Origin of the sequence: Bacillus sp. AFS023182, assembly GCF_002560575.1 — a bacterium.
Classification (GTDB): domain Bacteria; phylum Bacillota; class Bacilli; order Bacillales; family Bacillaceae_G; genus Bacillus_A; species Bacillus_A arachidis.
The window spans coordinates 49,105-64,136 of sequence record NZ_NTRO01000060.1 but is presented as its reverse complement, the minus strand read 5'-3'; the positions used below and the strand labels follow the sequence as shown (position 1 = coordinate 64,136).

Annotated in this window: 14 protein-coding genes; 2 read left to right on the top strand and 12 right to left on the bottom strand. The window is 36.1% G+C overall.

Features of this window, described 5'->3' with window-relative positions; all coding sequences use genetic code 11:
* Window positions 1–150 precede the first annotated feature (150 nt).
* Entirely contained in the window at window positions 151–321 is a 171-nt protein-coding gene (locus CN288_RS28980; protein ID WP_176527718.1) for a hypothetical protein, read from the bottom strand.
* Between the two features lie 81 nt (window positions 322–402).
* Between CN288_RS28980 and CN288_RS22190 the strand changes: the two genes are divergently transcribed.
* Complete coding sequence (locus tag CN288_RS22190) at window positions 403–1,275, top strand: Cof-type HAD-IIB family hydrolase (protein ID WP_369680629.1); 873 nt, start codon at window positions 403–405, stop codon at window positions 1,273–1,275.
* 38 nt (window positions 1,276–1,313) lie between these two features.
* On the opposite strand, the gene CN288_RS22185 is transcribed toward CN288_RS22190, so the two are convergent.
* From CN288_RS22185 to CN288_RS22165, 5 genes are all read right to left on the bottom strand, one after another.
* Window positions 1,314–2,279, bottom strand: coding sequence for an ABC transporter ATP-binding protein (locus CN288_RS22185; protein ID WP_026592755.1), 966 nt, complete (start codon window positions 2,277–2,279; stop codon window positions 1,314–1,316).
* Window positions 2,279–3,256: an ABC transporter ATP-binding protein gene (locus CN288_RS22180; RefSeq protein ID WP_098303112.1), complete on the bottom strand. Its 978-nt coding sequence runs from the start codon at window positions 3,254–3,256 to the stop codon at window positions 2,279–2,281. The genes CN288_RS22185 and CN288_RS22180 overlap by 1 nt, the downstream gene beginning before the upstream one ends.
* A 10-nt stretch (window positions 3,257–3,266) precedes the next feature.
* Window positions 3,267–4,184 (bottom strand): oligopeptide ABC transporter permease, encoded by a 918-nt coding sequence (gene opp4C / locus CN288_RS22175; RefSeq protein WP_026592753.1) that lies wholly within the window; start codon window positions 4,182–4,184, stop codon window positions 3,267–3,269.
* A gap of 12 nt (window positions 4,185–4,196) precedes the next feature.
* Entirely contained in the window at window positions 4,197–5,153 is a 957-nt protein-coding gene (locus CN288_RS22170) for an ABC transporter permease (RefSeq protein WP_026592752.1), read from the bottom strand.
* Window positions 5,154–5,262: 109 nt separating this feature from the next.
* Window positions 5,263–6,990 (bottom strand): ABC transporter substrate-binding protein, encoded by a 1,728-nt coding sequence (locus tag CN288_RS22165; RefSeq protein ID WP_098303111.1) that lies wholly within the window; start codon window positions 6,988–6,990, stop codon window positions 5,263–5,265.
* A 435-nt stretch (window positions 6,991–7,425) separates the two neighbouring features.
* On the opposite strand from CN288_RS22165, the gene CN288_RS22160 reads away from it, so the two are divergent.
* Window positions 7,426–7,623, top strand: coding sequence for a hypothetical protein (locus CN288_RS22160; protein ID WP_026592750.1), 198 nt, complete (start codon window positions 7,426–7,428; stop codon window positions 7,621–7,623).
* 16 nt (window positions 7,624–7,639) lie between these two features.
* Here CN288_RS22160 and CN288_RS22155 read toward each other — a convergent pair whose 3' ends face one another.
* The 6 genes from CN288_RS22155 to abc-f form a co-directional block, all read right to left on the bottom strand.
* Window positions 7,640–8,785 (bottom strand): ABC transporter permease, encoded by a 1,146-nt coding sequence (locus tag CN288_RS22155; RefSeq protein ID WP_026592749.1) that lies wholly within the window; start codon window positions 8,783–8,785, stop codon window positions 7,640–7,642.
* 11 nt (window positions 8,786–8,796) lie between these two features.
* On the bottom strand, window positions 8,797–9,993 hold the full coding sequence (locus CN288_RS22150) for an ABC transporter permease (RefSeq protein WP_026592748.1): 1,197 nt from the start codon (window positions 9,991–9,993) through the stop codon (window positions 8,797–8,799).
* A 15-nt stretch (window positions 9,994–10,008) separates the two neighbouring features.
* The gene (locus tag CN288_RS22145; protein ID WP_026592747.1) at window positions 10,009–10,941 is read right to left on the bottom strand and encodes an ABC transporter ATP-binding protein; all 933 of its coding nucleotides are present in this window, start codon (window positions 10,939–10,941) and stop codon (window positions 10,009–10,011) included.
* Window positions 10,942–11,080: 139 nt separating this feature from the next.
* Entirely contained in the window at window positions 11,081–11,743 is a 663-nt protein-coding gene (locus CN288_RS22140) for a response regulator (protein ID WP_098303110.1), read from the bottom strand.
* The gene (locus CN288_RS22135) at window positions 11,740–12,933 is read right to left on the bottom strand and encodes a sensor histidine kinase (RefSeq protein ID WP_098303109.1); all 1,194 of its coding nucleotides are present in this window, start codon (window positions 12,931–12,933) and stop codon (window positions 11,740–11,742) included. The genes CN288_RS22140 and CN288_RS22135 overlap by 4 nt, the downstream gene beginning before the upstream one ends.
* A gap of 172 nt (window positions 12,934–13,105) precedes the next feature.
* On the bottom strand, window positions 13,106–14,980 hold the full coding sequence (gene abc-f / locus CN288_RS22130; protein ID WP_026592744.1) for a ribosomal protection-like ABC-F family protein: 1,875 nt from the start codon (window positions 14,978–14,980) through the stop codon (window positions 13,106–13,108).
* Window positions 14,981–15,032: the final 52 nt, after the last annotated feature.

Genomic DNA, 15,032 nt, shown 5'->3' with positions numbered 1-15,032 from the left:
TAAAATTTATTACATTTTTTTTACGATACGATCAAAAAACATTTATAAATCCCTTTGTATGGCGTTTTCTAACACGCACACGTTTGTAACATTAATGTAATATTTGAGTTACAAAACGCAATAAACGTAGCAACAAAAGTATGGAGTATCTCATCTACTACTTTTTGTTACAAAAATATCATCCTTATATTCTCTTTCTACACTATTTGAGATCTTATCCAACGGAATATCTATCTTCTTCATAATTTGCAAGAATGAACGCTCTTCCATTTTTTCTATCTCATCATACCCTTTCGAAATCGTTTTAAAGATTTGTTTCATTAACATTTCCATAAAGCCCAAGATAAGTTTATATGTTTCCTCAAGATAACTATGTATAATAAAAGCAAAGAGGTGGTCAGTTTGAAATTAATCGCACTAGATATGGATGGTACACTATTATCATCTAACCTTGAAATCTCCAAAGAAAATTTACAAGCTATTCTTGATGCTAAAGCAGCCGGTCATGTTGTCATGATTTGTTCTGGTCGTGCAAAAGAAGATGCCTTAAAACTATTGGAAGAGTACCAATTATCACTTCCAGTTGGAGCAAGCAATGGAGCAATTGTTTACGTTGATGGAAAAGTAATTAACGCACGTTGTTTACAAAATGATAAAGTATACAAGCTTGCTAAATTACTAGAATCTGAAGGTTTTCCATATAAGCTGTACACAAATAAAGGCGTTTATTCTCCTGATAATTGGAAAGAACAAGTAATGCATGCATTCGAAAAAAATAAACATACGCTGGATGTTACAATTGAAGAACTTGAACGGATTACAGAGAAGCAAAAAAAATCGAACTTAATTACCGATTTTCAAAAGATCGAAGACGTCGTAAATAATCCCGAATTAGAAATATCGAAATTCTTTATTTTGACGTTTGATGCAGAGCATCGCTCACAATTACTGCAATCTTTACAAGAAGATAAAGAAATTATGGTTACAGCATCAGCTCCGACGAATTTAGAAATTATGGACAAACATGGTCATAAAGGAAATGGATTACAAGAAATGGCATCTTATTTCAATATTCCACTTCAAGATACCATTGCCATTGGGGACAACTTTAACGATGTACCAATGTTAGAAGTAGCCGGCTTATCGGTTGCGATGGGGAATGCTGAAGAAGATGTAAAGAGATTATGTGATGTTGTTACATTAACAAATGATAAGCATGGTGTTGCACATGCAATTGAGCAGTATGTACTAAAACAGCCATCAGCAAGTAAATAAGAGAAACGGACTCTTCCGTATTTGGAAGAGCCCTTTTTTTACACATGATGACAGGCAACAAGATGTCCTTCTCCAACATCACGGAATTCCGGCACTGCCTGCTTACAAATATCTGTTACAAACGGGCAGCGTGTATGAAAACGACAGCCTGATGGTGGATTTACTGGACTTGGAATATCTCCTTGAAGAATAATTCTTTCACGCTTAACAGTTGGATCGGGAATTGGTACAGCTGATAACAACGCCTTCGTATATGGATGAAGCGGATTTGCAAACAATTCATCACGATTGGCTGTTTCCACGATGGTCCCTAAATACATAATCCCAATTGTTGTACATAAGTGTTCGACAACACTTAAATCATGTGAAATAAATAAATAGGATAAACCCTTTTTTTCTTGTAATTCACTAAACAAGTTTATAATTTGTGCTTGAATAGATACATCTAACGCTGCAACAGGTTCATCAGCAACAATAAATTCTGGATTTAGTACCATCGCTCTTGCAATGACGATACGCTGACGTTGTCCCCCAGAGAATTCATGCGGATAACGATCAATATGATATGGTGCTAAACCACATAACTCTAGTACTTCTAGCACTTTTTCACGAACATTCTCTTTCGTAGCTAAACCATGTGCTAACATTGGTTCACCAAGTGCTTCTCCAATTCTCATTCGTGGATTCAATGAACTAAATGGATCTTGGAATACAAGTTGCATATTAGGACGATGCTTTCGCAATTCCTCTTTTGATAACACGTGAACATCTTGCCCTTTAAATTTTACTTCGCCCTCCGTTTTTTGAACAAGGCGCAGGATAGTTTTCCCAATCGTCGTCTTTCCACTTCCCGATTCACCTACTAGTCCAAACACTTCACCCTTATTAATAGTGAAGCTTACCCCATCTACTGCTTTTACATGCCCAATTGTTCTACTAAATATGCCACCTTTAATTGGAAAATACGTTTTTAAATTCTTTACCTCTAATAATGGTTCACTCATTACTCAGCACGCTCCTCATATAACCAGCAAGCTACTTTATGATGATCTTCATGTATCAAAAGACCGGGTGCTTCATTTTTGCATATTTCCATGCAATGTTCACAGCGACCACTAAAGTAGCAAAATTCCCCTAAGCCAGCTAAGTTTGGAACTTGCCCTGGGATAGAATAAAGTTTATCTGTTCGCTTTCCCATTACTGGTTTTGATTTTAGTAGACCTTTTGTATATGGATGTTTAGGATTTTGAAATAACTCTAGCACAGGCGCTTCTTCAATTACTTTACCACCGTACATAACTACAACATAATCTGCCATTTCTGCTACAACACCTAAATCATGTGTAATTAATAAAATCGATGTTTTAAATTCTTCTTTTACCTGTCTCAGTAAATCTAATATTTGTGCTTGGATTGTAACATCAAGAGCCGTTGTAGGCTCGTCAGCAATTAATAGTTTAGGATTACAACTCAGTGCAATCGCAATCATAATCCGTTGCAACATTCCACCACTTAACTCGTGTGGATATGAATGCACAATTTCATCGGCACGTGCAATACCGACCTTACGAATGAATTCAATTGCTTTTTTATACGCCTCATTTTTACTAAGCAATTCATGTTCCCTTAACGTTTCTACAATTTGTTCTCCAACAGTAAATACTGGATTAAGAGATGTCATCGGTTCCTGGAAAATCATCGCAATCTCATTTCCTCTTAAACTGCGAAGTTCCTGCTCTTTCATTCCTAAAAGACTTTTGCCTTCATAAAGGATATCACCACCAACAATACCTCCAGATTCAGCAATGAGTCCCATAATAGATAAAGCCGTTACACTTTTTCCGCATCCTGATTCCCCCACTACACAAACCGTTTCACCTTCTCGTACAGAAAAGCTAACATGATTCACAGCTTTTACTGTACCTTCCTCCGTATGAAAGTGGGTTTGTAAATCCTTTAACTCTACTACTGCTCTACTCACGCTTCCTCACCTACCGCTTCATCTTTGGATCCAATGCATCACGAAGTGCATCACCAAGTAAGTTAATTGATACAACTGTTATAAAAATCGCAAAACCGGGCGGAATCCATAACCATGGACGTTTTTGGAAATCAATTAATGAGTTTGCCGCACTAATCATATTTCCCCATGATGGTGTTGGTGGAACAACCCCAAGGCCTAGATAACTTAATGCAGATTCACTTAAAATAGCTCCCGCTACGCCTAACGTTGCCACAACAATTAATAAAGGGAATACATTCGGAATTAAATGATGTAAAATCTTTCGATAATCCTTTAATCCTAATACATCAGCAGCTTGCATAAATGATTGTTCCCGAAGTGTTAAAATTTGCCCTCGCACTAAGCGTGCAAGCCCCGGCCATCCAATCAAACTTAGCATAATCATAACAACATAAAGTCGATATTCAGATGGAAGTTTCCATTCTGATAAAATAGCACCCATAATGATAAGTAATGGCAATCCTGGAATAGACATTAACACATCCGCAATACGCATAATAATATGATCTACAACACCACGATAAAAACCAGATATAGCCCCTAATAACGCGCCAAGTATGACAGATAGTACCATCGAAGCTAAACCAATTGTTAATGAAATTCTTCCCGCCTGCATCAATCGTGTTAAAATATCTCTTCCAAGCGGATCTGTACCAAGCCAATGAGAAAAACTTGGTGGCTTATTAATTTGTGTTACTTGAATTGTTCCAGAAACATATGGTGAAAAAAATGGCCCGATAAAACAAAATACAAACATAAAAATCAAAATATAAAATCCAAATAGCGCTAATTTATTTTTCTTAATTCTAGTAAATGCCTGTCGCCATGGTGAAGTTACATTTCCTTTTTTCTTATTTTTCTTCTTTACTGTTACAATAGTCTCCATCTTTCTCCCCCCTTACTTTAATCGAATACGCGGATCGACAATCGCATAAACGATGTCCGCTAAAAAGTTTGCGATAATTGTTAGGCAAGAGAGAAACATTGTAAATGCCATTAATACTGTATAATCTCGAAAACTCAACGCTTCTAATTGAATGGTCCCAATTCCTGGCCAATTAAAAATTTGTTCAATAATAATTGCACCAGAGAACAATCCTGGTAATTCAAATGCAAGCAATGTGATTGCTGGTAAAATCGCATTTTTTAGTGCATGTTTATAAATAACGACTCTTTCTTTCAACCCTTTTGCCCGAGCAGTTCGGATATAATCTTGTCTTACAACTTCAAGCATTCCCGTTCTAAAATAACGAGTCAATGAGCCGACACCAAGGAGTGTTAAAATAAACACTGGCAAAATCATGTGCCTAAGTACTTCCAATATGTACGTAAAACCTGTCGAATTACTTCCTATATTAATCATCCCACCAATCGGTAATACATGAAGATCAACAGCAAATACTTTAATTAAAAATAGACCGATAAAGAATGATGGAAATGACATCGCTGCAAAAACACCGATTGTTACCAGTGCGTCAAACCACGAATGTTGCTTTGTTGCTGAAACAACCCCAACAATAAGTGCAATAATCCAAGTAAAAAATAAAGCTGCAGCAGCAACAATGAAGGTATTCCAAATAAATTTATTAAGCAATGATGTGACAGGTTCTTGATATTGCAACGAAAAACCAAAATCACCATGTAGTGCATTACCTAACCAATGAAAGTATCTTTCTAGAATAGGTTTATTTAATCCATACAATTCTCTTAATTCCTGTGCGCGTTCTGGTGTTAACTTTGGATTCGAATCAACATAATCGCCTGGCAGGAGGGCAAATAAGAAAAAGATAATAATAGATGTACCAAGCAATGTAGGAATCATTTGTAAAAACCTACGAATGATATATGTTTTCACCTTTTGTCTCCCCAATCATATTTACTTAAAAATAGAAGAACATTTTTTCAAAACAGCAAGAACTAACAACTGTATGAAAAAACGTCTTCTATTCATTAATTACTTATCCCTATTGTTCAATAGATAAAACAGGTAAGTTTGAACTAATGCTATCGTATTTTTCTGGATTAATTCCTTTTACACGTGAATTGTGTGCTGAAATGCTTTTACGGTAATTTAATAAAATGACAGGGGGATCATCGCTTAATTCTTTATATAATTCTTTATAAATAGGTTTTCTTTTTTCAATATCTACCGTTTCAATACCTTTTTTAATTAATTCATCTACTTTGGGATTACTATAACCAGCCGAGTTATCTGGATGCGTAGATTCAAACTCATCTACAGTTTCACTCGGATCAGAAATAATAGGTGTCGCAACAGCTGCTAAATCATAATCAAACTTTTTAAGCTTCGAAACAAGTGTATTAAAGTCCATGATTTCCGGATTAAACTCCACACCTAACGCCTTATAATTCTCTTTCGCAATTGGTATAAATACCTCTTCTTGCTTTCTTCCACTTGCCGCATAATAACTCAACTTTAATTTCTGTCCATCTTTTTCACGAATGCCATCAGATCCAACTTTCCAACCAGCTTCATCTAACAATTTTTTCGCTTTCTCTAAATTGTACTCATATTGATTTATACCCTTATCATCATATGCCCATGATGTCGGTGAAATCGGTATATTCGCAACAGAAGCATTCCCTTGGAAGTATGTATCTACATATTTTTTACGATCTAATCCGTAAATAAGCGCTTGTCGTACTTTTTTGTCTTTTAAATATGGCTTCTTATTATTAAGGTAAACGAATGAGTATGAGCTCACTGTTTCAATATTGAAGTTAGCAAAGCCTAAGCTCTTTAATTGTTCAATGTTGTCATTATTAGCAGCAAACCCATCATAGTCGGTTTCTCCTGTTTGGAATAGCTGGAAATTCGTGTCTGGTGTTGTAATTTTATAAATAAAGTTTTTAACTTTTGGTTTACCAGCATAATAATGTTCATTTGCCACAAATCGTACTTCTTGACCTGGGACATACTTTTCAAATTTATAAGGCCCTGCCGCAATTGGTTTACCATATAAATCTTTTAAATAGTTTAAGCTTGTATTTTGCTTATAATCTTTTCCATAATAATCCTTAGATAAGACAGGTCCCCCCAAGCTTACTAATGCTTGTGAGTTTACTTTTTCTGTCGTAATTTCAATTGTTTGTGGATTAACTACTTTAATTCCTTCAATAGACGTAGCTTTTCCTTCTTTATAATTTTTTCCGCCTTTAATTGCATATTGTAAAATATCTGTACCACCCTCATAAGCCTTATCATGTAGCAATGTTAATGTAAATGCCACATCATCTGCTGTTAACGGTGAACCATCACTAAATTTTAAATTTTTTCGTAAGTGGAACGTGTACTTTAATTGATCAGAAGATACATCCCATTTCTCTGCAAGCTCTGGAACTGGCTTCCCTTGTTTATCTGTTGATACAAGAGACGCAAATATAACTGATGTTACGTTACCGTCCCAACCATTCTCTTGGAAATATGGTAAGAACACACCACCAGGCTTTGAAATTCCTACAATAAGTGTATCTTTTCTCTGCTTCGCTTTCTCAGGATTTTTCGACTTATCTGTCGCTGTAACCTTCTCTATCTTTAAATCTTTTACATCCTGTTGTTTTGCTGGTTCCGTTGAAGCCTTATCCTCCTGTCCCCCACAAGCAGATAACACAAGCGAACTACTCAGTAATACTGAAAATACACCAGCCCATTTTTTTGTCTTTTTCTTCATTGTCCCCACCCTAACTTTTTTTAATAATTACACTTTATGAACTGCTTGCCTTATGTATACCTCCCACAGCAACATTTTATAACACATCGGAAAAGTCGGTTTTAAATACAAAAAATAGATATTTATGAGGGGTAACATCTTTATTCCAACTTTTCCGGTAGACTTTATGGTTATTAGATTATACCCTTCATAATATTTTGTCAATTCTTTCTACACTAAATATTTCAATAACCTTCACGAAAATGTTGTTAAATCTTTAATTTGGGTAAATTTAATAATATACCATATATTTTCTACCTATATAACGAAGTAGTAGCCCCCTTTACCCTGTCAATTATTCATTTTATACGCACGAAAGAAACTGTTTAAAAATCAGTCTATTATTCCATCGACAGGCATAGGCTAATAACAAATTACCAAAAAGGGGGCGAAAATATGGACAAACTATTCCTATATGTCTTGCACTATGTTGCTTTGACATTCATGATAGTCGGGGCATTGCTACTGTTTCCGTTCTTCCCAAAGTTCGTCCTCTTTTTAGCATTTCTCTTTATGCTCGGAATTGCAATTAGCATTTCTATAGGAGAAGACGATACACAAAAAGAAAGCAGAGTTCAGCGTTCGAAGCTGTAAACTCTGCTTTCTTTTTTCAATCATAACGTATTCTTGTTAAACCAACTATGAAGAATACACCAGCAAATAGCATAAGTATACCAACATATCCTGCTATATCTGCTAACGTTCCTCCTCTTGCAATCAATTCGGTAAACCCGCGCATTGCCCAAGTTTGTGGAACAAAGTTTGCTACTTTTTGCATCCATTCAGGTTCAATTTCAATAGGCCAATACAACCCACTAATCATACAAGTTGAAACAACAACGAGATTACCTGAAGCTGACTGCTGATCCGTTGTCTTCACAATACTGGCTAAGAATAAAGCTAAACCAATGACTGCTAGTAATAATACCGAAACAAGTATGATCGTCCCTAATAAATTTCCCCACTGTACACCGAACAGGACATTCGTTAATACCATTAAAGTACCAAATTGAATCCATCCGATTAAAAAGAAAGAAAGTATATATCCTCCTAGTATTTGAGCCTTTGAAACAGGCGTTCCTAATAGACGATACCAAACGCCCAGTTGTCTTGCTTTTAAAATTGTTCCTGTTGCACTTAGCATTACAATCATTACAAAAAGAATAGAAAATCCTGCAGCCCGCCCTGTTACGTTATTCATTTTTTTCTCCCCTAGTGCAATGGATTCTTTTTGAAGTGAAACCGGTTCTACCTTTGTATGAATCGTTTCATACACCTTCTCCCAAGACATCCCCCCTATTTGCTCTGAATCTCTTGCTGCCGCTACTTCTATTTCCATCTTTTTTATTGCACTTTGTAATATCTGTTCTACAGATGCTCCCCCGGTAAAATCAGCGCTCGATTGAAATTTAACCTTCTCTATTTTCCCGGCTGCCATACTCTTTTGAAAATCTTTTGGAATTGTCACAATACCTGAGGACTTCTTCTTTTCAATTTTCTGTTTTGCTTCTTCATACGTTACCTTCTCTATAGAAATTAAATCACTTTTCTTTATTTCTTTATAATAGGAGTTAGATAATATAGATCCATCTTGATCTACTAAACTAATATTCACTTTCGTATTTCCACTCTCCCCTAAAAGCCCTCCAAAAATAATTGTAAAAATAATAGGCATTCCGAACATAAGCATATAGCTTTGTGGCTTAATTAAGATTTGTTTTAACTCTAGCCAGCAAAGCGCCCAAATTTTTTTCATGATTTCTCCCCCTATCTCATACGCAAACGGAAAGTTCCGATGATAACGGATATAATACCCACACTAGATAAACTTAAGATAACTGGAAATAACGTATACCACGATGTACCCGACATGATATTTAAAAAACTTGTAAGCGCCCATTTATTTGGAGCGATATTAGCAATGGTTTGCAGGATATCTGGAAATGTATAGATTGGTAACATAGATCCTCCTAGTATGGCTAACAACTGAATTCCGATTCCCCCCATTAAATCCGCTGTTTTTTCCTCACGAATAAATGCTGCGATGAGCATAGATAAACCTGCTACGCAGATCCCATAAGAAATTCCGACTACGGTAACCTGGGAGATATCTTCTCCCCAATTCACATCAAAAGCATAATGAGTAGCAACTACAAATACCTCAAATTGAAGGTATGCGAACAATAACGTTCCAAAAAACTTCCCTATGAGAATGGCAAATGAACTTGTCGGTGTACTTAATAGCCTTGCTAATGTTTCCGTTCGCTGCTCTGTTATAATAGATTTTGCTCCAACTGTTATGTTAAATAATAAAAACATGACTAACATTGCCGCAGCATAATATTGCATCGCAGCAACTGTTTTTGGGCCGACTGTTCCTTTTTCAATTCCCTCTATATTTGAAGTCGCTACTGTTTGTAGATTAGCGCTTACCTGTTTTGCAAACTGTTCAATATTCTCCGGCCGTGATTTTGCTAGATCTGTTACGACGGTCTCAGTAGAAACTGCAACTGTTTGCACACGCTCTGAGAAAGAACGGATAAACGTTTCAGCTATTTTTGCTTGTATATCTTTTGATGGATCTGTAATTAATTTTGCTTCTTTTAATTTTCCGTGTTGTATATGTTCACTCCACCCATTCGAAATCATAATTCCAACATCAATTTTCTGCTCTCTTATCATATCCTCTAACTCTTTTTGTGAGGTTACGACTTCTATCTTTACATCATCTTTTATTTCCTTTGACTGCAATACATCTTTTTGAAATATATCTGCAAACTCATCTGTTCCTTCTTGATAATAACCAATTACTGTTCTAGGTAATCCTCCACTATCGAATGTGTTACTTAGTGCTGATCCTAAAATAGCCGTTAATAGAAGTGGCATAAGTAACATCATCATAAATCCACGTCGGTCTATTAAACGAATTTTTAAATCTTTCCATGCAACAATAAAACTTTTCATGAGTTCCTAACCTCCTTAATCACGAAGTGAACGCCCTGTTAACTGTAAAAAGAGAGCCTCTAAATTTGGTTCTTGCACTTCAAGCTTTAAAATTTGCACATGATTTTCTACAACTACCGAAACAACTGTACCGACAGCTTCTCCATTCTGTAGTCCAATATCAAACGTATTTGTATCCTCTTCGATGACAATCCGTTCTACAGTTGGTATTTCTTTTATTTTCTGCAGCAGCTCCTCTTTATAACGATTCAGTTGTAACTTCACCATAAAGCCATCAGCAAGACGATTACATAGCTCCATTTTCGTTCCTAATGCAATCACCTTTCCATGGTCAACAATAGCAATTCGTTCACATAAATACTCCACTTCTTCCATGTAATGGCTCGTATAAATGACCGTCATACCTTTCTCATTTAATCCTTTTACCGTTTCTAGAATATGGTTCCGTGATTGTGGATCAATCCCAACCGTCGGCTCATCCATAATTAATAACTCTGGTTCGTGCATAAGTGCCACACCTATATTAATCCGGCGTTTCATTCCACCTGAAAATGTTTCAATTTTTTCTTTTGCTCGATCTTGTAAACCAACATATACTAATACCTCATCAGCTCGTTTCTTCGCAATCGCCCCACTTAAACCATACATTTTTCCCCAAAAGATTAAATTTTCTTTGGCTGAAAGTGTAGGGTATAAGGCAATATCTTGCGGAACAATACCAATCTTCCTTTTCGCATCTAATGGATATTCTTTTACGGACTTCCCTCCAACTTTGATGTCGCCACCATCATATGGAATCAGCCCACAAATCATTGATATTGTCGTTGATTTCCCTGCACCGTTTGGGCCAAGCAAACCAAACGTTTCCCCCTTCTTCACTTCAAAAGATACATTCTTTACAACTTCTTTCTTCCCAAACGATTTTGTAATATGATCTACGACTAACATGTCGATTCAGCCCCTTTACATTCATCTTCAATCTCATTGTAAAAAAGCATCCTCTTTCTTCCATCATCCTTAAGATAGAAATACAAAATAAAAAAAGTAGCGTAATCTGCTACTTTTTGATTCTTCTCTATGCCAAAAGTCATGTGTATGTTGTAATACCATATCTCACCGCATATATAGCGGCTTGTGTCCGATCCCTCAGCTCTAGCTTACTAATTAAATTAGAAACATGATTTTTTACAGTCCCCTCTGTAATGAACAATTTTTTAGCAATTTCTTTATTGCTCAATCCAAATCCAAGCTCCCTTAATACATCTACTTCGCGCCCTGTTAGTTGTTCCATTTGCTTCGGCTGATTTCCCTCTGATATATCCATTGTTTTTGTTCTTTTTAATTCCTTCACAATTTGAGCTGTTGTATCCTGCGGAAGAACAGCCCCTCCTCCATAGACTGTCAATATTGCCTGAACTATTGCACCTGTCTCCATGTCTTTTAATAAATAACCGCTTGCTCCTTGTTCCAAAGCTTCAAAAATAAGTTCACTATCATTAAATGTCGTTAACATAAGAACCTTCATGTCAGGAAACCTTTTCCTTATTAAACGAGTCCCTTCGACACCATTGATACGAGGCATTCGAATATCCATCAAAATAATTTCAGGTTGTAATTTTTCTACCTTGTCAACCACTTCATCTCCATCACTAGCTGTTCCTACCACTTCAAGTTCTGGACGTAAATTTAATAGCATTGCTAAACCATCACGAATAAGTGACTGATCATCAACGATCATAATACGAATCATCTTGTTCCTCCTACTATCCATATCTTTTCCTTCAGTGGGAACTCAACCTTTAATCGAAATCCCTTTTCCTTTTCGCTCTCAAATCGAATCATGCCGCCATGTTCCTCTACACGTTCTTTCATATTCATTAATCCAAAACCAGGACTCACTTCATTTACACCGATGCCATTATCAGAGATTGATAATACCACTTTCTCATCCAGGCAAGATAACTTCACTTCACATAAACTAGCTTTTCCATGGCGTTTTGCATTCGTTAATGACTCTTGCATAATACGCAACAAGGTAGGCTGTAATGACAACGGAATGATAATTGGATCTCCTTGTAAATGAAAAGCTACTTGTACTTTTGTTACCTTTGAAAAATCATGTAGCATCCCCTTCATACCTTCTATGATGTTTCCTAAATCCTTTTCTTCCTTCAGTGCACGGACTGACGCCCTTACTTCTTGCAGGGATTTTCTAGCTAATTCATAACATGTATGTAAAACTTCTTCTGTAACATCCGATTTTTGCTTCCATAAGGCTTCCGCAAGTTGTAACTGAACAAGTAAAGCTGTCATATTATGACCAACTGTATCATGAATTTCTCGGGCAATATCGTTCCTTTCCCGTACTGCGGTTAATTCTTCCACTTCCTTCGCATATAGCTGTAGCTGTTCATGTGCTTCTTTTAAAGCCTTGTGTGATAATGTCAATTTTTCGTATTGATCATCGACGGTTTGATGGGCCACTGTCAGCTTTTTAATTAGGTTCCCGGCTAAAGCACTGAAGACAACGAACATAAAATTAATAGCATTACTATCCACTTCTATCTTTCCAGTATGTTGATACGTATATAGTAAAATAGCAAACCAACAAACAAAGAAAAAAACAATAAAAAAATATACAACTACTTTCCGCCAGTTATGAATAAACACACCTACGGCATCAATCCCAAATATAATTAAATATAAACATGTCTCAGGAAATAAGAAACCTAATAGTGCTGTAACTACCCCGTTTGAAAGGAATACATAAAATTCTCCCCTTCTCCCTTGATGTGGTTTGATCAGTAAAATGTGATTTATAACATAAATTAAACACGCAATTCCAACAAAGATTTGTAAATTTTCTGTTTCACGTGAAACATGATTTATATATACCATGCAAATCATAACAATTGTAATGATACGTGCGTATCCTAACATAAAATTCTCCTCGCATTTTTGAAATATTCTTTCAGTCACACCAACATTTTGAAAAGTGTTTTCATAATATAACTGCAAGAAAATTATACTATTTTCATTTTAAGCTAAAGGGTAGTCATACAAAACAAGCCACCCTCGCATATTCTACAGGGATGACTTGTTTTCCTTTTATCTATTCCATCACACTATCCAATCGATTATATAATTCCGCCCGTAATCGTTCTTTTTCCTTTTTTTCTTTATATAACTGTTCGAGTATTTCAACATTGCTTGTTTCTTCCATTGCACACTCCAGCATATATATATCTTCTTCTATATATATTAGCTTATCTTCAATTTCTTCTACACTACTCGCTTCTTTCTTCTTTACATTCATCACCTTTATTTTTGGAACCTCTTGTCGTTTCACTTCTTTTTTCTCTATTCTTTCTGCCCATTTCTGACGTGCCCAAGCATAATTCCCAACAAATTCAAACAATGTGTGCTCATCAATCCAATATGTTTTCTCAAACAATTTATTTAAAAAGTAACGATCGTGTGAAACAGCAAGGACTGTTCCATTATATTGTTCGAGAGCTTCTTCTAGCACTTCCCTTGATTCAATATCAAGATGGTTTGTCGGCTCATCTAACACAAGGAAGTTTACATCTTGATACATAAGCTGTGCCAACCGTAATCTCATTCTTTCACCACCGCTAAGCTGATTAACCTTTTTAAAAACAGCTGGACCATAAAATAAAAAGCGAGCTAATATATGGCGAGCTTCTCCTTCTGTTACAACTACATGCTCCCTAAATGCTTCCAATACATTATATTTCACGTTCTCATATGCATGCTGCGATAAATAACCGATCTTCACACCACTACCAATTCGAACCTCGCCAGCATCCGGTCTCATTTCCTCTAACAATAGCTTTAATAATGTTGTTTTCCCTGTACCATTGCGCCCAACAATAGCTGCTCGCTCTTGAAAACGAACATGTAAATTTGCTTTCTGGAATAAGGTACGATTAGCAAAACCTTTACTAACTTCTTTCATTACAACAACATCTTTTCCACTTCTCTCTTGCCCTTCAAACTGAAGTCCCATCTGCTTTCTTTCTAAAATTGGCTTCTTCAATTTTTCCATCCGTTCTAACGCGCGCTCCATATTTCTAGCACGTTTATGCAATCCTTCATTCGGCGGATTAGCTTGATTCGCCCATTCTCTTAAGCGTTTAATTGCTTCTTTCATTTTCTTTATCTTCTTTTGTTGTTCCTGATAAGATTGAAATTCTTGCAGTAGCCTTTCTTCCTTTTCCTTCACAAACTGCGAGTAATTGGTTTGATACACATGAAGTTCTCCATCTTCTAAATCAAAAATTTTCGTAACAACTTCATCTAAAAAATAACGATCATGCGAAATGATCACAACTGTTCCCGTATACTCTTTCAAAAATTGTTCAAGCCACTCTACCGCAAATAAATCTAAATGGTTTGTCGGCTCATCTAACAGGAGTAAGTCCGGTTTCTGTAATAGCATATAGGCAAGACTTACTTTCGTTTGCTCCCCACCGCTCAACTCAGTGAAAACTCGAGAAAATAGCTCCGTTACTTGTAAACCATTTGCTACCTTCATAATATTTGCCTCTATTTCATAACCGCCTAAAAACGAAAATTGCTCTTGTATTGCCCCATACTTCTCCATTAACCTTTCTAAATCTGTTGAATCCTGTTCCTCTGCCATACGTTTCTCTAAACTACGCATTTCTATCTCTAGTTCTTTCTCTTTTACAAAGGCAGAGCTTAATACATCATATACAGTTATTTCATCATCAAACTTCGGAATTTGTGCTACGTGACCAATACGAGTTCCTTTCTTCATATGAATTACACCAGCATCTACGCCCTCAATTCCTGTTAACAACTGAAAAATCGTTGTCTTTCCACTACCATTTCGTCCAACTAATCCAATTCGTTCGCCACTCTTTATTTCAAGCGATATATTTTCAAATATGATGTTTCCACCAAAAGATTTCGTTACATTATTTACATTACAGATTGTCATTTTCCATACTCCTTTCAACGTAAAAAACCATGAGGAAAGAAACTTTCCCCAT

Bases quoted from the DNA above. Each gene is read 5' to 3' on its own strand.
- CN288_RS22165 (WP_098303111.1), bottom strand. From the start codon at position 6,990: ATGAAGAAAAAGACAAAAAAATGGGCTGGTGTATTTTCAGTATTACTG.
- CN288_RS22145 (WP_026592747.1), bottom strand. From the start codon at position 10,941: ATGTTAGTCGTAGATCATATTACAAAATCGTTTGGGAAGAAAGAAGTT.
- abc-f (WP_026592744.1), bottom strand. From the start codon at position 14,980: ATGACAATCTGTAATGTAAATAATGTAACGAAATCTTTTGGTGGAAAC.
- CN288_RS22150 (WP_026592748.1), bottom strand. From the start codon at position 9,993: ATGAAAAGTTTTATTGTTGCATGGAAAGATTTAAAAATTCGTTTAATA.
- CN288_RS22155 (WP_026592749.1), bottom strand. From the start codon at position 8,785: ATGAAAAAAATTTGGGCGCTTTGCTGGCTAGAGTTAAAACAAATCTTA.
- opp4C (WP_026592753.1), bottom strand. From the start codon at position 4,184: ATGGAGACTATTGTAACAGTAAAGAAGAAAAATAAGAAAAAAGGAAAT.
- CN288_RS28980 (WP_176527718.1), bottom strand. From the start codon at position 321: ATGAAACAAATCTTTAAAACGATTTCGAAAGGGTATGATGAGATAGAA.
- CN288_RS22135 (WP_098303109.1), bottom strand. From the start codon at position 12,933: ATGTTAGGATACGCACGTATCATTACAATTGTTATGATTTGCATGGTA.
- CN288_RS22140 (WP_098303110.1), bottom strand. From the start codon at position 11,743: ATGATTCGTATTATGATCGTTGATGATCAGTCACTTATTCGTGATGGT.
- CN288_RS22185 (WP_026592755.1), bottom strand. From the start codon at position 2,279: ATGAGTGAACCATTATTAGAGGTAAAGAATTTAAAAACGTATTTTCCA.
- CN288_RS22160 (WP_026592750.1), top strand. From the start codon at position 7,426: ATGGACAAACTATTCCTATATGTCTTGCACTATGTTGCTTTGACATTC.